This window comes from Hyphobacterium sp. (genome assembly GCF_965217055.1).
Lineage (GTDB): Bacteria > Pseudomonadota > Alphaproteobacteria > Caulobacterales > Maricaulaceae > Hyphobacterium.
In genome coordinates, this window is record NZ_OZ244227.1 from 1,534,333 (window position 1) to 1,550,225 (window position 15,893).

19 protein-coding genes are annotated in these 15,893 nt (G+C 62.3%); 14 read left to right on the forward strand and 5 right to left on the reverse strand.

The genetic code is table 11. The features are described 5' to 3' along the window. The first annotated feature begins 138 nt into the window (after nucleotides 1-138). Nucleotides 139-882, forward strand: coding sequence for a Bax inhibitor-1/YccA family protein (locus ACOOFN_RS07705; RefSeq protein WP_420430426.1), 744 nt, complete (start codon nucleotides 139-141; stop codon nucleotides 880-882). Nucleotides 883-942: 60 nt separating this feature from the next. Here ACOOFN_RS07705 and ACOOFN_RS07710 read toward each other — a convergent pair whose 3' ends face one another. After that, nucleotides 943-1,272: a DUF2794 domain-containing protein gene (locus tag ACOOFN_RS07710; protein ID WP_420430428.1), complete on the reverse strand. Its 330-nt coding sequence runs from the start codon at nucleotides 1,270-1,272 to the stop codon at nucleotides 943-945. A 331-nt stretch (nucleotides 1,273-1,603) separates the two neighbouring features. Between ACOOFN_RS07710 and ACOOFN_RS07715 the strand changes: the two genes are divergently transcribed. The 5 genes from ACOOFN_RS07715 to ACOOFN_RS07735 are packed head-to-tail and all read left to right on the forward strand — an operon-like array spanning nucleotide 1,604 to nucleotide 6,324. Next, a complete protein-coding gene (locus ACOOFN_RS07715; RefSeq protein ID WP_420430430.1) occupies nucleotides 1,604-2,341 on the forward strand; it encodes an ABC transporter ATP-binding protein in 738 nt (245 codons plus the stop codon). Further along, nucleotides 2,338-3,090, forward strand: coding sequence for an ABC transporter permease (locus tag ACOOFN_RS07720; RefSeq protein ID WP_420430432.1), 753 nt, complete (start codon nucleotides 2,338-2,340; stop codon nucleotides 3,088-3,090). The genes ACOOFN_RS07715 and ACOOFN_RS07720 overlap by 4 nt, the downstream gene beginning before the upstream one ends. After that, nucleotides 3,087-4,913 carry a GldG family protein gene (locus ACOOFN_RS07725; RefSeq protein ID WP_420430434.1) on the forward strand — a complete coding sequence of 609 codons (1,827 nt, stop codon included), beginning with the start codon at nucleotides 3,087-3,089 and terminating at the stop codon, nucleotides 4,911-4,913. Before ACOOFN_RS07720 ends, ACOOFN_RS07725 begins: the two co-directional genes overlap by 4 nt. Further along, complete coding sequence (locus tag ACOOFN_RS07730) at nucleotides 4,910-5,935, forward strand: DUF4340 domain-containing protein (RefSeq protein ID WP_420430436.1); 1,026 nt, start codon at nucleotides 4,910-4,912, stop codon at nucleotides 5,933-5,935. The genes ACOOFN_RS07725 and ACOOFN_RS07730 overlap by 4 nt, the downstream gene beginning before the upstream one ends. A gap of 11 nt (nucleotides 5,936-5,946) precedes the next feature. Beyond that, on the forward strand, nucleotides 5,947-6,324 hold the full coding sequence (locus ACOOFN_RS07735; protein WP_420430438.1) for a VOC family protein: 378 nt from the start codon (nucleotides 5,947-5,949) through the stop codon (nucleotides 6,322-6,324). On the opposite strand, the gene ACOOFN_RS07740 is transcribed toward ACOOFN_RS07735, so the two are convergent. Then, nucleotides 6,321-7,058, reverse strand: coding sequence for a DUF1223 domain-containing protein (locus ACOOFN_RS07740; RefSeq protein WP_420430440.1), 738 nt, complete (start codon nucleotides 7,056-7,058; stop codon nucleotides 6,321-6,323). The genes ACOOFN_RS07735 and ACOOFN_RS07740 overlap by 4 nt on opposite strands. Before the next feature lie 136 nt (nucleotides 7,059-7,194). Here ACOOFN_RS07740 and ACOOFN_RS07745 point away from each other — a divergent pair, with 136 nt between their 5' ends. Both ACOOFN_RS07745 and ACOOFN_RS07750 read left to right on the forward strand, forming a co-directional pair. Beyond that, complete coding sequence (locus ACOOFN_RS07745) at nucleotides 7,195-7,746, forward strand: RNA polymerase sigma factor (protein WP_420430442.1); 552 nt, start codon at nucleotides 7,195-7,197, stop codon at nucleotides 7,744-7,746. Continuing rightward, complete coding sequence (locus ACOOFN_RS07750) at nucleotides 7,739-8,107, forward strand: DUF6768 family protein (protein WP_420430444.1); 369 nt, start codon at nucleotides 7,739-7,741, stop codon at nucleotides 8,105-8,107. Before ACOOFN_RS07745 ends, ACOOFN_RS07750 begins: the two co-directional genes overlap by 8 nt. Before the next feature lie 21 nt (nucleotides 8,108-8,128). Here the strand turns inward: ACOOFN_RS07750 and acnA are convergent, their stop codons facing one another. After that, nucleotides 8,129-10,807 carry an aconitate hydratase AcnA gene (acnA, locus tag ACOOFN_RS07755; protein ID WP_420430446.1) on the reverse strand — a complete coding sequence of 893 codons (2,679 nt, stop codon included), beginning with the start codon at nucleotides 10,805-10,807 and terminating at the stop codon, nucleotides 8,129-8,131. Nucleotides 10,808-10,960: 153 nt separating this feature from the next. Between acnA and ccmA the strand changes: the two genes are divergently transcribed. Genes ccmA through ACOOFN_RS07785 form a run of 6 tightly spaced genes read left to right on the forward strand, consistent with a single transcriptional unit; the run spans nucleotide 10,961 to nucleotide 14,564 of the window. Then, nucleotides 10,961-11,581, forward strand: a complete 621-nt coding sequence (gene ccmA / locus ACOOFN_RS07760) for a heme ABC exporter ATP-binding protein CcmA (RefSeq protein ID WP_420430448.1) — start codon at nucleotides 10,961-10,963, stop codon at nucleotides 11,579-11,581. Continuing rightward, a complete protein-coding gene (locus ACOOFN_RS07765) occupies nucleotides 11,578-12,243 on the forward strand; it encodes a heme exporter protein CcmB (protein WP_420430450.1) in 666 nt (221 codons plus the stop codon). Before ccmA ends, ACOOFN_RS07765 begins: the two co-directional genes overlap by 4 nt. Before the next feature lie 27 nt (nucleotides 12,244-12,270). After that, nucleotides 12,271-13,098 carry an RsiV family protein gene (locus ACOOFN_RS07770; RefSeq protein WP_420430452.1) on the forward strand — a complete coding sequence of 276 codons (828 nt, stop codon included), beginning with the start codon at nucleotides 12,271-12,273 and terminating at the stop codon, nucleotides 13,096-13,098. Between the two features lie 58 nt (nucleotides 13,099-13,156). Continuing rightward, the gene (ccmC, locus tag ACOOFN_RS07775) at nucleotides 13,157-13,885 is read left to right on the forward strand and encodes a heme ABC transporter permease CcmC (RefSeq protein WP_420430454.1); all 729 of its coding nucleotides are present in this window, start codon (nucleotides 13,157-13,159) and stop codon (nucleotides 13,883-13,885) included. Next, nucleotides 13,882-14,040 carry a heme exporter protein CcmD gene (ccmD, locus tag ACOOFN_RS07780; RefSeq protein WP_420430456.1) on the forward strand — a complete coding sequence of 53 codons (159 nt, stop codon included), beginning with the start codon at nucleotides 13,882-13,884 and terminating at the stop codon, nucleotides 14,038-14,040. The genes ccmC and ccmD overlap by 4 nt, the downstream gene beginning before the upstream one ends. Next, entirely contained in the window at nucleotides 14,037-14,564 is a 528-nt protein-coding gene (locus ACOOFN_RS07785) for a DsbE family thiol:disulfide interchange protein (RefSeq protein WP_420430458.1), read from the forward strand. Before ccmD ends, ACOOFN_RS07785 begins: the two co-directional genes overlap by 4 nt. Here ACOOFN_RS07785 and ACOOFN_RS07790 read toward each other — a convergent pair. Both ACOOFN_RS07790 and ACOOFN_RS07795 read right to left on the reverse strand, forming a co-directional pair. After that, entirely contained in the window at nucleotides 14,561-15,139 is a 579-nt protein-coding gene (locus tag ACOOFN_RS07790; RefSeq protein WP_420430460.1) for a MarR family winged helix-turn-helix transcriptional regulator, read from the reverse strand. The genes ACOOFN_RS07785 and ACOOFN_RS07790 overlap by 4 nt on opposite strands. Before the next feature lie 73 nt (nucleotides 15,140-15,212). Next, nucleotides 15,213-15,884: an inner membrane-spanning protein YciB gene (locus ACOOFN_RS07795; protein WP_420430462.1), complete on the reverse strand. Its 672-nt coding sequence runs from the start codon at nucleotides 15,882-15,884 to the stop codon at nucleotides 15,213-15,215. Nucleotides 15,885-15,893 lie beyond the last annotated feature (9 nt).

Below are 15,893 nucleotides of genomic sequence, written 5' to 3' on the forward strand. Positions count from 1 at the left end.
GAAGCCCCCGGCCTGCAGCCGGGATTCCGGCCCTGCCGGTCTCCCCTTGCCAGCGGGGCGCGTGGCAACGATATAAGAGTGCAAAGGGTTCAGCCGCTACGGCAGGCCCCTCTTCGCGTTGAAAGGAAGAAAATCATCATGAACGACAGCTATCGTGGATATGGAAATGTCACCGGCGCGATGGATATGTCCGTCGACGCCGGGCTGCGCAGCTTCATGCTCGGTGTTTACAACAAGCTCGGTCTTGGCCTGCTCGTGTCGGGGCTTCTGGCCCTGGCCACAGCCTATGTGCCGGCGGTCCAGCAATTGTTATTCGTGGTCCAGGGCGGTCAGCTGGTGGGCGTCACGCCACTCGGCATGATCATCCAGTTCCTGCCACTCGCCCTGATCTTCGGCTCCATGTTCTTCATGAAGAATCCGACGGCGTCGGGAAGTGGCCTTCTGTACTGGGCGGTGGTGGCGTCTATCGGCGCCTCGCTGGGCATCGTGTTCCTGGTCTACACATCGACCAGTGTCGCCACGACTTTCTTCGTGACGGCGGCGGCGTTCGGCGGATTGTCCCTGTGGGGCTACACCACCAAGCGCGATTTGTCCGGCATTGGCAGCTTCCTGATCATGGGACTGATCGGTCTGATCATCGCGATGATCGTCAACATCTTCCTGCAAAGCGAGATGATGGCTTTCGTGATCTCCGCGATCGGTGTGCTGATTTTCTCGGGCCTGATCGCGTTCGACACGCAGCGCCTGAAAGCAACTTATTATGCGCTGGGCGGTGACCAGGCGCAGATGGCGGTGGCGACCAATTTCGGCGCGCTGTCGCTCTACATCAACTTCATCAATCTGTTCCAGTTCCTGCTGATGTTCCTCGGCGCACGCGAATAGGCTGAAAACCTGATGTGAAAGAGAGACCCCGGTCGTTTCGGCCGGGGTTTTTTCTTGCGTTCAGTCGACCAGCTGGAAGCGGCGCTTGTCGAAGAACCGCAGGAGATTGGACAAATCGTGACCGCGTTTCAGGATGGCGCCGCCGGGCGCGAGGATCGACCAGGCTCCTTGCCGTTTGGCCTGTGCCGGAACCTTTTCGATCCGGTACAAGGGAAATTCACTGGCGCGGCGGAAGATCGAGAAAACGGCGCGATCCTCGAGACGGTCGATTGCGTAATCCTTGCAATCCCCACTCATGACAAGTCGCCCGTAAACCCTCAAAATGGCGTCCAGTTCCGGACGTTCGAACATGACGGGCAAAGCGCGGGCCGAACTGGATAATCCCCTCATACGCGAAACGCGGCTCCCTGATTCTCTTGCGGCTCATCGTGCCGCCTATTCGTTACGAAGTATTCACGCACTGCCACAAAGCCGTCAAATTTCGGTCTTGCGAACGCCTCAACCTCGCCCGAGCTTTTCAAGCGTCGGTCGGGCGGTCAAACAGGTCTGCATGGTCCAGGTTTCAGACAGCCCCCCCCAGCCCCCCGGATCAGCAGTCATGCTGTCCCGGCCGACGATCCCTTCCGTTTACCAAGCCGTGAGCGCCATCTGGCCAAGCTGTGCGACGCAAGCTATCGCTATTGGCATGTGCCAATGAACGCCGGAGGTTGCCGCGCTCGCCATGCTGATCGTTGATTCCGTGGTCAAGACTTTCGGCCGCCGTGCGGCGGTCGATCGCGTCTCGTTCGAATTGGCGACCGGTGAGGTTCTCGGTTTCCTGGGGCCCAATGGTGCTGGGAAAACAACGGTGATGCGGATGATTGCCGGGCGATTGGAGCCGGATTCCGGACGGGTCCAGGTCGGTGCGTTCGACATGCTCTCCGACCGCCGGCAGGGACAGCGCCTGGTGGGTTATCTGCCCGAGGGGGCGCCGGCCTACCGGACGATGACGCCCCGCGAATTTGTCGGATTCTGCCTCGCCGCTCGCGGCTGGTCGGGCCGTGATCTCGTCCTTGCGCGGGACCGAGCACTGGAACGGGCGCGTCTGGGAGAGGCTGCCGATCAACAGGTCGGCACGCTGTCGAAAGGCTACAAGCGCCGCGCCGCTCTGGCGGCTGCCATCGCGCATGACCCGCCGCTGCTTGTACTGGACGAACCGACAGACGGGCTGGATCCCAATCAGAAGCATGAAGTGCGGGCGCTGATCCGCGAAATGGCCGCAGACAAGGCGATTATCGTTTCAACACACATTCTCGAGGAAGTGCCGGCGGTCTGCAGCCGCGTGATCGTGATCGCCGAGGGGACCATACTGGTTGACGAAAATCCTGACGAATTCGCCAGCCGTGCGCGAACGGGGCGCCTGGATGACGCGTTTCGATCGCTCACCCGGCCCTCCAAGCTCGACGAGGCGGCTGCATGACGCTCTGGCCGTCGGGATTTGTTGCGGTCTACCGCCGCGAAATGCGCGCCTGGTTCACCACGCCACTGGCCTACATCTTTCTCGCTGCCTTTGCGTTTGCGGCCCCGGCATTCGCGTTCAATATCGGCCGTTTTTTCGACACCAACCGTGCCGATCTAGCTCCGCTATTCGCCTATCTTCCCTGGCTCCTGATGATCCTGATGCCGGCACTCGCCATGCGCGCCTGGGCGGAAGAACGCGATCGCGGCACGCTGGAGATCCTGTTGAGCCTGCCGGTTTCACTCCCGTCTGTGGCGCTGGCAAAGTTTGCAGCCGCGTGGACGGTGGCCGGCGCGGCGCTGGTGTCGACCTTTCCGATGTGGGTAGCGGTCAATTATCTCGGATCGCCGGACAATCTTGCCATCGCGATAGCGTATTTCGGGGCTTTCCTGCTGGCGGGCGGCTATCTGGCGATCGGGCAGGGCCTGTCGGCCGCATCCGGTAGCCAGGTCACGGCATTCGTCCTGTCAGTGCTGGCGGCGTTGCTGCTGACGATGGCCGGTTTGCCGCTGGTCACGGAAACACTGTCCGGTTCGGCTCCGGCCTTCGTAGTCGAGGGGCTGGCCTATTCCAGCGTACTGGAGCGGTATTCTGCGTTCGAGCGAGGCGTCGTGGGAGTGGCGGACCTGCTTTATTTTCTTTTGCTGATTGCGTTCGGTGTCACGGCTGGCGGTTTGCAGATCGGTGCCAGCCGGGAGGCCGGCCGATGAGCCGGCGCTGGCATCTCGCCAGCCTGCTGGTGGCGCTGTTTGCGGCTGTGACCGGCCTCAACCTGCTATCCGCGCAATTGCTGTCCGACATACGGATCGACATTACCCAGGGCGGGCTCTACCGGCTCTCGCCGGGGACAAGGTCGATCATTGCCGATATCGACGAGCCGGTCCGCTGGACATTTTACTATTCGCGTCGCAGTGCGGCCGACTATCCGGCCGTCAGGAGCTATGGCGCGCGGGTGCGGGGCCTGCTCCAGAGCTATGCGCTTGCCGCCGATGGCCGGATCGTTCTCACTGAGATCGATCCGGAGCCCTATTCCGAGGAAGAAGAAGCCGCATTGGCCGCCGGGTTGACCGCGACGCCCGCGGGCGAAGGTGATCGCATTTTCTTCGGACTTGTGGCCGAAAACGCTGTCGATAACCGGCAGGTTCTCGCCTATTTCTCGCCGCAGCGGGAAGCCCTGCTTGAGTACGATCTGTCGCGTTCGCTCGCGGAATTGTCGCAGTCGGAGCAAAGGCGGGTCGGCATTCTGACCAGCCTGCCGATCCAGCCCGGCGCGTTTGGCGCAAGGCCAAGCCATATCGTTGACGAGATCGGTGCGGCGCACGAAATCGTCTGGATCGAGAACGGTTTTTCAGACCTTCCGAACATCGACGCCCTGCTGGTCTTGCATCCGCCGCGCCTGGCCGCGGACCAGATCTACAGGCTCGATCAATTCGTGCTGCGTGGCGGCCGCGCGATTTTCGCGCTCGACCCGCTGGCGCTCGCGGCCTTCCGGCCCGGGCCCGATGGCCTGCCGCCGCCAAACGCCCGGCGCTCGACGAGTCTTGGCGAATTGCTCTCCGCCTGGGGTGTCAGCATTCCGGAAACCGAAGTCGCCATGGACCGATCGCTGGGATTGCCGGTCCAAATCACCGAAGATGGCCGCAATGCCATTCGCAATTATCCTCTCTGGTTCTCGGTCGGGCCGGCGCAGCTGAACGCTGACGATCTGTCGACCGCCGATTTGCAGCGCGGGGTGAATTTCGGTTCGCCCGGCCATGTCCGGCTCTCGGCGGTCGACGGGCTCGGTGTCCGGGTGCTTGTGCAAACCAGCGACGAAGGTGCGCTGGTCAGCACGGATACTGCGGCGGGCAATCCGTCGCCCGCCGCGCTGTTGTCCGATTATGCGCCGGCGGATCGGGCTCCGGTCCTGGGCGTCCGCCTGAGCGGCATGTTTCCGAGCGCTTTTCCGGACGGCGCACCATCCGGGAATTCGGATGATCATCTGCCGGTTTCCAACCGCTCCGGGGATGTGGTGATCATGGCGGACGTCGATTGGCTGGATGACCCCTATTTCCTGCGGGAGGACCCGTCCTTCGGCTTGTCGATCGTTGCCGACAATCCGGGGTTCCTGCTCAATCTGATTGATCTGGCGGTCGGTGACCCGGCCCTGCTCGAACTGCGTTCGCTGCCGTCATCTGCGCGGCCAATGACCCGAGTTGAGGCCCTGCGCGCCTCTGCAGCGGCGGCCTATTCCGAAGAGCAGGCGGCGCTGGAAGCCCGTGCAGCGGAGATCGAGGAGGAACTCGACGCTCTCTTGTCCGGCCGCTCGCCGGTTGACGGTGCCGAGACCAGTCTGGAATCCCGGATTACTCAATTGCGGGCAGAAATGTCAGAGGCCCGTGACCGGTTGCGGACGATCGAACACAGTTTCCGGCAGGACATTGACCGGCTGGAGTCGGCGCTACGGTTCTGGACGCTCTGGATGCCGCCGCTGATAATTCTCCTGACGGGGCTGGGGGTCGGAATCTGGCGGCGCCGGAGGACGCTGTCATGAGTGTGCCGCTGTCCAGGCGCCGGCAAGCCCTGATCTCCCTCGGCGGAGGCATTTTTCTGCTCTTTTCCGGCTTGCTGGCTGTCTTCTGGCAGACGGACCCCGGGGTCGGCTTGCCCCCCGGTACGTTGACGCCGCGGCTGCCCGATGACCCTGCTCTGGTGTTCGAAATCGAAATCGAGGATTCCGACGAAAGCGTCTTGCTGCGCCGAACGCTGGAGGGCTGGGCGCTGGTTTCGAACGAGGGATTTCCGGCAGATGCCGCGCTGGCCGGGCGGCTCATAGCAGCCCTCGCAGCGCTGGAGCCAATGGGTGAGCGCACGCACCTGACAGAGCGGTATGAAGCGCTGGGCCTCGGTGATCCGGCAACCGGCGGCGACGGCACGCGGATCGTCATGCGAGATACGAACCAAGGCGTGCTCGCCGACCTTGTCATTGGCCGGCAACGCGCGGACGGGCAGCTCTATGTGCGTCACGCCGCCAGCCCGGAGAGCTGGCTTGTGCGCGGCTACATTCCGGAGATCTCCTCGGCGGCTCACTGGATGGAGCTCGATTTCCTGGCCCTTGGCCGATCTGCAATCCGGGAGGCTTGCATCCTGCCGGAATCCGGACCGGGATACTGCCTGCGGCGCCCGAGCCTGAGCTCCGAGCGTTTCGATATCGTCTCGCCCGCTGGCTACAGGCTGGTATCGCCGGGTGCCGGTGACGGCGTGGCAACGACCCTCGCGCGGGTCCGGTTCCGCGATGTCAGACCGGCGCGCGAGATCCGCGGGCCGCGCGATGCCGAACACCGTATCACCACGGTGAACGGGCTGGAGCTCACGGTCTCGGTTTTCGAACGGGACGGCGAGTACTGGGCGAAACTGGTGGCCATCGCCCAAAGTGATGCGGCCCGCGATGCGGCCGTGGCCATCAATGAGCGGGCCGATGGCTGGGCTTTTCGGTTGAGCGATCTGACGGTTGACCGACTGATCCGGCCGCTGCCTGGACTGGCGGTAGCCGTGAGCGATTCACCGCGCGAGTGAAGGGGGCGCTCATGAAGCTCAATCAGATCACCCTTGATGTCCGCGATATCGCGCGATCAAAAGCATTCTATTCGAATCTGGGATTCCACTTGCTGGTCGACAGTCCTCATTATTGTCGCTTCAAGGCGCCGAACGGTGACACGACGTTTTCCATTCACGTTGCGGATGTCGTCGAAAGCAATGGTGGCACGCTCTATCTCGAGAGCGATGATGTCGATGGTGAATTTGAGCGGCTGACAGAGGCCGGTGTGACGTTCGACAGCGCGCCTGCCGACCAGAACTGGTTGTGGCGGGAAGCCGGGTTCCGCGACCCTGACGGCCATCGCTGGAAACTCTATCACGCAGGAAAAAACCGGCTTGACCCGCCGTGGCGGGTCAAGGACGCCTAATTGCTTGCGGTATGCATCGAGCGCCGGAAATCAGCGACCGCGTACACCGGCCCGCCCGGCCCGCCCTGGATGATCAGCACGCCTGCCAGTCCGTCCGGGAGGGCTGCGCCATAGCTGTCCGGGCCGTTCTGCCACTGGCCGAGCTCGAACAGGGCGGTGACCGGGTTGTAGACGCGGATCTCCCGACCCGCATTGCGGCCGCCTTCGACTGCGACATTGCGCCAGCCCGGAACATAGGCGGCCAGATAAACCGTTGCCGGTTCATGCGTCGGCACGCCGCCATCAATGTCGATCGTGAAATTGCCCTCACCATGATGCTCGACGAGGATCTCGATCGAGTCAGTCAGCGTCATCCGGCGATTGGCGATCTGCGACAAGAGACCGTCAGGCTCCGATCCACCGGCTTCTGACGTCCCGTCAATGACGAATTGCGGCGTATAGATGCGGGCAAGCTCCATGCGCGATTTGTAGGCGCGTTGGCGGTCAGTGAATTCGGGGCGCGCATAAGTATCTGACCAGCCATAGATATCCCAGTAGTCGACACTGAAACTCAGCGCGATCACATCGTCGCGTGCGTCGAGCCTGCCCAGATACTCGTTGGCGGCCGGACAAAGCGGACAACCCTGGCTGGTGAACAGCTCGATCAGCACCGGGCGCGCAGGCGCGCTTGCCGGTTCGTGTGCGGGACCGGTCAGCGTGATGCCGAAAACAAGGCTGATCAGGACGTTGATCATGGTCCCTAGATAGTGTTGCCCCGCATGACCCGCGAATCACAACGGCGTGACGTTCCTGCACAATTTTTCGCGGCAATTGAACCTTTTGCAGGTCTATACCGACTTAACGGGCAAGAGAACAGATAGGAAAGATAGCGTGACCCGGCAACAGACGTCGCGGATTCTCGACGAATACCTCATCCTGACGGCGATGGCCGGTAGCCGCATGGCGTCGGGAAAGCTCGCGCAGCGATGGTATCCGCGATATTTGCGAACCGCGCAGCGCATTCTACGCGACCACGACCTCGCGGAAGAAGCGGTTCAGGAAACGTGGGAGGCGATATCCAAGGGCTGGATGACACTGTCGGACCCGGCACGCTTTCCGTCATGGTCGTTCGGGATACTGTCCCGGAAGTGTGCGGACATCCTCCGCAGGCGTGTCCGGGAGCGATCCCGCGCAACAGATCAAAACGCGGAAGATACCGAGTGCGCGGCCGGTGATGCAGAGCGCCGCGCCGACATCCATGCCGCTTTTCAAAGCCTCGGCCCGGAACACCGGATCGTGGCGACATTGTTCTTCGGCGAGCAGCTCAGTCTCGCCGAGATCGCTGCGGCAACGCGCGTGCCTGTCGGCACCGTCAAGTCGCGGCTGTTCCATGCCCGTCGCCAATTGAGGGCGGCGCTAACCGGGAGTGAGGTCCATGAGTGATTTCAACACGACGCTGAACCAGGCCCTGACCGAGGACGAGGAAAGCTTCCTGCGCCGCCTCGATGATGAGCCCGGCCTGTTCGAGCAAATGGGCAATGCCTTCCAGGGCAAGCTCAGGTTTTGGACGGTCTACCTTTTCGTCATGTCTTTCACGCTGTTTGGCGCGGCGATTTACTGCTTCTGGCAATTGTTCAATGCCGAAACCACGCGCGAGTTGATTCTTTGGGCGACCGGTGTCTGGTGCCTGTTCCTGGCCGTTGGCCTCAGCAAGATCTGGTTCTGGATGCGCATGAACCACCTCGCCATGCTGCGCGAGATCAAAAGGGTCGAGCTTTACCTGGCCAAGAACGGGTCGGTATAGGCCGCGTGGGGCGAGCTGAAATCAGCCCGCCGCCAATCGCCGCAGGACGTAGTGCAGGATGCCGCCATTGCGGTAGTATTCGAGTTCGTTCTCGGTATCGATGCGGGCGCGCGCCTTGACCGTCTCGGTGCGCCCGTCCGCGAAAGTGATCGTGACATCGAGCAACTGGCGCGGTTCGAGCGATTCAACACCGGTGATCGAAACCTGTTCGTCTCCGGTCATGCCGAGTTCTTCCCAACCGGTGCTTTCGAACTGCAGCGGCAGGACGCCCATTCCGATCAGGTTGGAGCGGTGAATGCGCTCGAAGCTCTGCGCGATCACGGCCTGGACGCCGAGGAGGCGTGTTCCCTTGGCGGCCCAGTCACGCGAGGATCCGGTGCCATACTCCTTGCCGCCGATCACGACGAGCTGGGTGCCTTCGGACTTGTAGGCCATGGCAGCGTTGTAGATGTCGTCCTTCTTGCCTTCCGGCCATTTCTTCGTGTAGCCGCCCTCGAGACCGTCGAACATCCGGTTCTTGATCCGGATATTGGCGAAGGTGCCGCGCATCATCACTTCGTGATTGCCGCGACGGGAGCCGTAGGAGTTGAAGTCGCGCGGCGCGACCTGGTGTTCCTGCAGGTAACGACCAGCCGGGCTGTCAGCCTTGATCGCGCCCGCCGGCGAGATGTGGTCGGTGGTGATCGAGTCGCCGAACAGGCCGAGAATGCGGGCATTCGAGATATTGCCAGGTGGCGTGGCATCCATGCTCATGCCTTCGAAGTAAGGCGGGTTCTGTATGTAGGTCGAGGTCGAATCCCAGTCATAGGTCTGGCCGCCCGTCACCTCGATATTTGCCCAGATGTCATCGCCCTTGAAGACATCGGCGTAACGCGAAGAGAACATGTCCGGCGTCACTGCCGTCCGGACGGCCTCTGCGATTTCCTCATTGCTCGGCCAGATCTCCTTGAGGAAGACGGGCTCATTTTCCTCGTCATAGCCGATCGGCTCGTTGTAGAGGTCGATATTCATCGATCCGGCAAGGGCGTAGGCGACGACCAGCGGCGGCGAGGCCAGGTAGTTGGCGCGCACGTCAGGGCTGATCCGGCCCTCGAAATTGCGGTTGCCCGACAATACGGAGGTGGCAACCAGATCGCCTTCCTTGATGGCCTTGGAGATCGGCTCCGGCAATGGGCCGGAATTGCCGATACAGGTGGTACAGCCATAGCCGACGAGCTGGAAGCCCAAGGCGTCGAGATCGTCCTGAAGGCCGGCCTTCGCGAGATAGTCGGTGACGACCTGCGATCCGGGAGCAAGTGAGGTCTTGACCCACGGCTTGACCTTGAGGCCGCGCTTCAACGCATTGCGGGCCAAAAGGCCGGCGCCGAGCATGACGGACGGATTAGACGTGTTGGTACAGGAGGTGATCGCCGCAATGACGACATCACCATGTCCAAGCGAGTACTTCGTGCCGTCCACCTTGGCGCGCTTGTGGGCTTCCGACATCTTGTCGAATTCCTCGTGCAGCGTCATCGCGAAAGCATCGGCGGCGTTGTCGAGCGGCACGCGATCCTGCGGGCGCTTCGGGCCGGCCAGCGATGGCACGACCGTCGACAGGTCGAGCTCGAGCGTATCGGTGAAGACCGGCTCGACTTCGTAATCGGGACGGAAGAGACCCTGAGCCTTGGCATAGGCTTCGACCAGTTTGACGCGTTCCGGGTCACGTCCGGTGTCGGAAAGATAGGTCAGGGTCTCGTTATCGACCGGGAAGAAGCCGCAGGTCGCGCCGTATTCCGGCGCCATGTTCGCGATGGTGGCCTCGTCGGCGAGCGAGAGATGGTCGAGACCTTCGCCGAAGAATTCGACGAATTTTCCGACGACGCCCTTCTCGCGCAGCATCTGTACGACCATGAGAACGAGGTCGGTCGCGGTCGCACCTTCGGGCAATTCGCCCGTCAGGCGAAAGCCGACGACTTCCGGGATCAGCATTGAGACCGGCTGGCCGAGCATCGCGGCTTCCGCCTCGATACCGCCGACACCCCAGCCGAGGACCGACAGGCCGTTGACCATCGTGGTGTGGCTGTCCGTGCCGACCAGCGTATCGGGATAAGCAATGGTCTCGCCGCCCTCTTCCTTGGTCCACACGGTCTGGGCGAGGTATTCCAGATTGACCTGGTGGCAGATGCCCGTGCCCGGCGGCACGACGCGGAAATTGTCAAACGCGCTGGCGCCCCATTTGAGGAATTTGTAGCGCTCGCCATTGCGCTCATACTCCCGCTCGACATTCCGCTTGAAGGCGTCGTCGGACCCGAACACGTCGACCATCAAAGAGTGGTCGATGACGAGATCGACCGGGACTTGCGGATTGATGCTTTCCGGGTTCCCGCCGAGCTGTTTAACCGCGTCGCGCATGGCGGCGAGATCGACCACAGCCGGGACACCCGTGAAGTCCTGCATCAGCACGCGCGCCGGGCGGTAGGCGATCTCGGTTGTGGACTTGCGCTCCTGGACCCATTTCGCCATCGCTTCGATATCGGATCGGGTGACGGTGATCCCGTCCTCATTGCGCAACAGGTTCTCGAGCAGCACTTTCAATGACGCCGGCAAGCGCGAAACGTCTTCCAGCCCGTTCTTTTCCGCCTCCTTGAGGTCGAAATAGACATAGGACTTGCCATCGACATCCAGTTCGCGGCGGCAATTGAAGCTGTCGAGTGAGGCCATGGAAAGCATCCTTATCGGTTATCGCACGCCGGGATTTCGCGTCGCGGGAGATGTATTTTGCGCGCGTTTTAGACCCAGTGGCGAAAGGCTGCAATGCGCCCATGACGTGATCGCAGCTTGACCCGCCACCCGGCGCGGGCGAAATCGCATCGGATGACTGCCGAGGCCTTCTTTTCGAACCCGCTGGATGCACGGGCGATTACCCTGCAGCGCGGCGGTGTTCCGCTGATCGAGGCGCTGTCTCTGACCGTTCAACCGGGTGAGGCCGTGGTGCTTCTGGGCCGCAATGGGGTCGGCAAGACGACGCTGTTGCGCGCGCTTGCGGGCATTCTCCGGCCAGCCCGTGGCGAAATACTCTACGGCGACTTGCCGGCGCCGGAAGCCGCTGCGCATTCCTGCGCCTTTCTGGGGCACGAAAACGCGTTGAAACCGGACGAGACACCGCGGCAATCCCTCGGCTTCTGGTCGCGCCTGACGGGCTCGTCGGCGAATGTAGAAGACGCTCTGGACGCCATGGGCCTCCGGGCGCTGGCGGACCGGCCGTCACGACGCCTGTCCCAGGGACAGAAACGCCGGGCCGCGCTGGCGCGCCTTCTTGTTCTAGAGCGACCGGTCTGGCTGCTCGACGAACCGGCGGCGCCGCTGGATGCGGACGGACGGCAGCGATTGTCGGATATAGTGACGGCGCACCGGGCGCGCGGCGGATTGGTGATCGCGGCAACCCACCAGGCGCTGGACTGGCCGGATGCGCGAACGCGGGAGCTGGTGCGATGAGAGCGATGGCGCTGTTCTGGCGCGAGGCTCGCCTGGCGCATGCCGGCGGCGGTGGACCGGCGGCGCCCGCGGCGTTTTTCATCGCGTGCCTGACACTGGCCCCGCTGGCGATCGGCCAATCGCCCGCGACATTGCTGGCAGCCGGTCCCGGCGTGATCTGTTTCACGATGCTGCTGGCCGTGCTGCAAGGCGCCGAGCGCCTGTTCGGTGAAGATGTTTCCGATGGTACGCTGGACGCCTACGCCCTGTCCGGCCTGCCGATGTCCATCATCGCGCTGGCCAAGGTATTCGGCGTGGCCCTGGCGACGCTGTGGCCATTACCGCTTATTGGTCTGGGCGGCGGAGTTTCCTACGGGCTGCCATTGCCGGCAGCGGGGTATCTCGCGCTGGCACTCACGGCTGCCATACCGGGGCTGGCATTGATCGTTGCCATGGCGGCCGCGTTGTCCGCAGGCGCCCGGCGCGGTGGCCTGGTCATCGCGCTGATAGCAGCACCGCTGGCGATCCCGCTGCTCGTGTTCTCAGCCAGTGCCGGGCGCGCTTCGCTGGTCGGAGATCCGGCTGCCGGTGCAAATCTGCTGCTGGTCGGGGCGGCGAGCCTGTTTCTCGTGGCGCTGGCACCCTTCGCCATTTCCGCTGCGCTCAAGGCGCGGCTGGAATAGCGCGTGGGCCTGTGCTTTCATCCGCGCATGCGCCGAATTGCCGCCCTGTTTTGCTTCGTGATGATCCTGCCGCCGGTCGTGGCGCAGGATAATACAGAACGTATCTCAGCGACGCTGCCGGGTGTCTATGACATCGTCATCACGCTGGACCCAGAACTGGCGGAACACGACGAAATTCATGCCGCGGTCGTCGAAGCGGAAATGGAATCGCTGGCAAATCTGGTGCGGCTTGCCCTGACGGACCATACCAGCTGGCTGGCTGATGCACCGGAATGGAGCTGGAACGCGTATTTCAGCGAGACCGACATTGACATTGCATTCGCCGGCCGGAGTGTGATCAGCCTGTCGCGGTCGAGCAGCTATTACACGGGTGGAGCGCACCCGAATCAGGGATTTTCGCCTGTCCTGACACGGTACGAGAGATACGCGCCGGTCGAATTGGCTGAAATGTTTATCGATTCGAGCGTCGATTCTCCGGCGATGACCGCGCTGTTCTACGCCGTCTATCGAGAACTCATGGCGTTGAAGCAGGAGCGACTCGGGAGCGATTTTGACGAGTCGATGGAACGCGATACCTGGCTGGCACCGCTGGCGGCCGACCCGGAGGCCTTTCCGGGCTTCACGCTGATCCCCAATCAGGAGGGCACAGCGGCAGCGGGGCTGATGTTCCATTTCGAACCCTATGCGGTCGGCTCCTATGCGGAAGGGCCTTATTCGGTGCCGGTCCCACTCTCCGCATATGCCGGATTTCTGGCGCCGGACTGGGCGGATGTCTTCGCCGGCGAACCGGATCTCGACGTCCTGACGGCGCCAGGCGATGCGCTTGAGCCGATCGCGCCCGGTTCCGGCGAATAGACCTGCGGCAATACAGGTCTTGTTCACGCGCGCTCGCCGGGCTAACGCGTAGGCCGAAATGATCAGTTATCTTGCCAATCCCAAAAGGTTCGAGGCCTTCGCGCGCGTCGCCATACCGGTGTGTGGCTGGGCCGCGCTGGGGCTGATCGCCGTGGGCCTGTGGTTTGGCTTGTTCGCTTCGCCGATCGACCGGTTCCAGGGCGATACGGTGCGGATCATGTATGTCCACGTCCCGGCGGCCTGGCTCGGACTGGCGCTTTATTTCGGCATGGGTGCCGCCAGCCTCGTCTATTTCATATGGCGCCATAACCTTGCCGATGTGGCGGCGGTTTCCATCGCCCCGGTCGGCGCGGTTTTCGCTGCGCTCTGCCTGGTTACCGGCTCGATCTGGGGCAAGCCGACATGGGGCACGTGGTGGGTCTGGGATGCCCGGCTGACCTCGATGCTGATCCAGTTCCTGCTGTTTCTTGGTTACATTGCCCTGCGCGCCGCGATCGAAGACGAACGTCTGGCGGCGCGGTCGGGCGCGATCCTTGCCATGGTCGGCCTGGTCAATCTTCCGATCGTGCGCTTCTCGGTGGAATGGTGGGACGGGCTGCTGCACCAGGGTGCAACGGTGTTCCGCGCCGACGGGCCATCCATTCATGGCAGTCAGCTCTTGCCGCTCGGCCTGATGGCGGTCGGTTTCACCTTCCTGGCGAGCTGGATGATTCTCTACCGGATGCGCAGCGCGATCATGGCGCGGCGGGCCTGGAATCTGCAGCGATTGCGCGAGGCCAAGGCATGAGCGGTGTTATCGAATCCGGCGCCTATATGGGCTTTGTGTGGGCGTCCTATGCGCTAACGGCGCTCGGCGTTGGCGGCCTGACGGTCTTCATTCTCGCTGAACGCCGCCGCGCCGTCCGGCACCTCGCGCGCGAGGAAGACGAGGCAGGCGGATGAACTGGCTGCGGCTGATCCCTGTTGTTGTCCTGGTTGTGACGGCGGGCCTTCTGGCTTTCGTCCTGCTGACGCCCAATACGCCATCCCAGACGGACCGCCTGGTCGGCGAGACGGTTCCAGATTTCACACTCGAAGCTGCAGCAGGGCGGCAGGGCTTCTCGCCGCAAGAGCTGCGTGGCGAAGCCTATCTTCTCAATGTCTGGGGGTCTTGGTGCCCGCCTTGCGAGGTGGAGCATCCGGTCCTGATGCAGCTCGCAGCTGATGGCGTGCCGATCTATGGCATCGCCTGGCGTGATACAAGCGCGCGCGCGAATGCCTTTCTGGTGCGGTTGGGCAATCCGTTTGAAGGTGTTGTTCTGGACCCTGCCGGCGCCGCGGTGATCGAGCTCGGCGTCACCGGCGCTCCGGAGACCTTTGTCATTGACCGCGACGGCATTGTTCGCGCCCGCTGGGCCGGTCCGCTGACGGATGACGTCGTCAGGCGCGTTATCCTGCCCGCCCTGGAGACGCGCGGACAGCGCTAGGCGCCGGCTTTCTCCTTCGCCATTTTCTTGGCTTTCTTCTTGGCCGCTTTCTTGGCTTTTTTCTTGGCTTTTTTCTTCGCCTTCTTGGCGGCGTCCTTCTGTTTTTTCTTCTCAGCCTTTGCACGCGCCTCGTCTTCCTCGATCGTCAGTGCAATACGGCTCAAAGTGACCAGGAAACCCTTGCGCTTGTTCTTCGGCAGGGAAGACAAGATCGCTGCGTCGGCGGAAACCGCGCCGGGCCGTGCGCGATCGAACATCGCGCGCCCCTCATCGGTCAGAAAGACGGCGTTGGCGCGGGCGTCGCCAGCCACGTTTTCGCGCCGCAACAAATCGCGGCCCACCATGCGCGAGACGAGCTCGGCCAGTGTGGATCGATCGATCCCGGTTTCCTTGACGAGCTCGGTCTGGGTCAGGCCTTCGCGGGCCGCGGTTGCAGCCAGTACAGCGAATTGACGCTGAGTGAGCTTGTCACCCGTTGACAGATTCTTGGCAAATCGCTCGGCCGCGAATTGTTGCGCGCGATGCAACAGGTGACCCGGGGAATTGGACAGCGAGAACTCGGAATTGTCACCCATATCTCGTCCCACCCCGACTAGAGACACACAAACTCTAGTCAAGACGTGTCACGGATCAATAACAATCATCCGATTACGGAGAATCACTTGCGCTGGCGGCGTCCGCATTGGCGGAGTCGTCCTCGATCTGGTGCCGTAGCAGGATCGGAATATTGGCGAGCGCGAAGCCAAAGGTGAGGGCCATTATGGCGAGCTTGCCATTCGCCCAGAAGCCTTCGCTCCAGGACAGGGAATCAAACCAGCGGGCGGACTCGACAACAACCGAATCGTTGATGTGGCGCCACAGGAATTCGTTGAACAGGGCGAGGAACTGGAAAAACAGGGCCCAGCGTACACCGAGAATCCACCAGATCCGGTCAGGCAGGTTGAAGACCGAGCCGAATAGCGCTTTCCAGACATTGAAGCCGAACGCAAAACACCCCAAAATAACGAATGAATACAACAGATTGATGATAGTCGGCTTGATGTATACGAAAATCGGATCCTGCAAATAGATGGTCATGCCGCCAAAGGCGGTCACGATAACGGCGGAGACCACAAGCATCGGCGGAAAACGCTTTTGCACGATGGCGGCATAGGCGAGCGCGAAGACGACGCCGACCATGAAAACGCCGGTTGCCCAGTAGATTGCCTGGTCATCGACCAGGCGACGGCCGACATTGTAGACGAGGATGAAGGCAATCACCGGCCCGACATCGGTTAGGAGCTGGGCACCCTGTCCCGCGGTTTTCTTGGCCTGGCTCATGATCTGCCT

Coding starts and splice junctions, on each gene's coding strand:
- acnA (WP_420430446.1), bottom strand. CDS start 10,807: ATGGCCTCACTCGACAGCTTCAATTGCCGCCGCGAACTGGATGTCGAT.
- ACOOFN_RS07795 (WP_420430462.1), bottom strand. CDS start 15,884: ATGAGCCAGGCCAAGAAAACCGCGGGACAGGGTGCCCAGCTCCTAACC.
- ACOOFN_RS07715 (WP_420430430.1), top strand. CDS start 1,604: ATGCTGATCGTTGATTCCGTGGTCAAGACTTTCGGCCGCCGTGCGGCG.
- ACOOFN_RS07765 (WP_420430450.1), top strand. CDS start 11,578: ATGAGAGCGATGGCGCTGTTCTGGCGCGAGGCTCGCCTGGCGCATGCC.
- ACOOFN_RS07725 (WP_420430434.1), top strand. CDS start 3,087: ATGAGCCGGCGCTGGCATCTCGCCAGCCTGCTGGTGGCGCTGTTTGCG.
- ACOOFN_RS07710 (WP_420430428.1), bottom strand. CDS start 1,272: ATGAGGGGATTATCCAGTTCGGCCCGCGCTTTGCCCGTCATGTTCGAA.
- ACOOFN_RS07770 (WP_420430452.1), top strand. CDS start 12,271: ATGCGCCGAATTGCCGCCCTGTTTTGCTTCGTGATGATCCTGCCGCCG.
- ACOOFN_RS07790 (WP_420430460.1), bottom strand. CDS start 15,139: ATGGGTGACAATTCCGAGTTCTCGCTGTCCAATTCCCCGGGTCACCTG.
- ACOOFN_RS07735 (WP_420430438.1), top strand. CDS start 5,947: ATGAAGCTCAATCAGATCACCCTTGATGTCCGCGATATCGCGCGATCA.
- ACOOFN_RS07730 (WP_420430436.1), top strand. CDS start 4,910: ATGAGTGTGCCGCTGTCCAGGCGCCGGCAAGCCCTGATCTCCCTCGGC.
- ccmC (WP_420430454.1), top strand. CDS start 13,157: ATGATCAGTTATCTTGCCAATCCCAAAAGGTTCGAGGCCTTCGCGCGC.
- ccmD (WP_420430456.1), top strand. CDS start 13,882: ATGAGCGGTGTTATCGAATCCGGCGCCTATATGGGCTTTGTGTGGGCG.
- ACOOFN_RS07720 (WP_420430432.1), top strand. CDS start 2,338: ATGACGCTCTGGCCGTCGGGATTTGTTGCGGTCTACCGCCGCGAAATG.
- ACOOFN_RS07740 (WP_420430440.1), bottom strand. CDS start 7,058: ATGATCAACGTCCTGATCAGCCTTGTTTTCGGCATCACGCTGACCGGT.
- ACOOFN_RS07750 (WP_420430444.1), top strand. CDS start 7,739: ATGAGTGATTTCAACACGACGCTGAACCAGGCCCTGACCGAGGACGAG.
- ACOOFN_RS07705 (WP_420430426.1), top strand. CDS start 139: ATGAACGACAGCTATCGTGGATATGGAAATGTCACCGGCGCGATGGAT.
- ACOOFN_RS07785 (WP_420430458.1), top strand. CDS start 14,037: ATGAACTGGCTGCGGCTGATCCCTGTTGTTGTCCTGGTTGTGACGGCG.
- ccmA (WP_420430448.1), top strand. CDS start 10,961: ATGACTGCCGAGGCCTTCTTTTCGAACCCGCTGGATGCACGGGCGATT.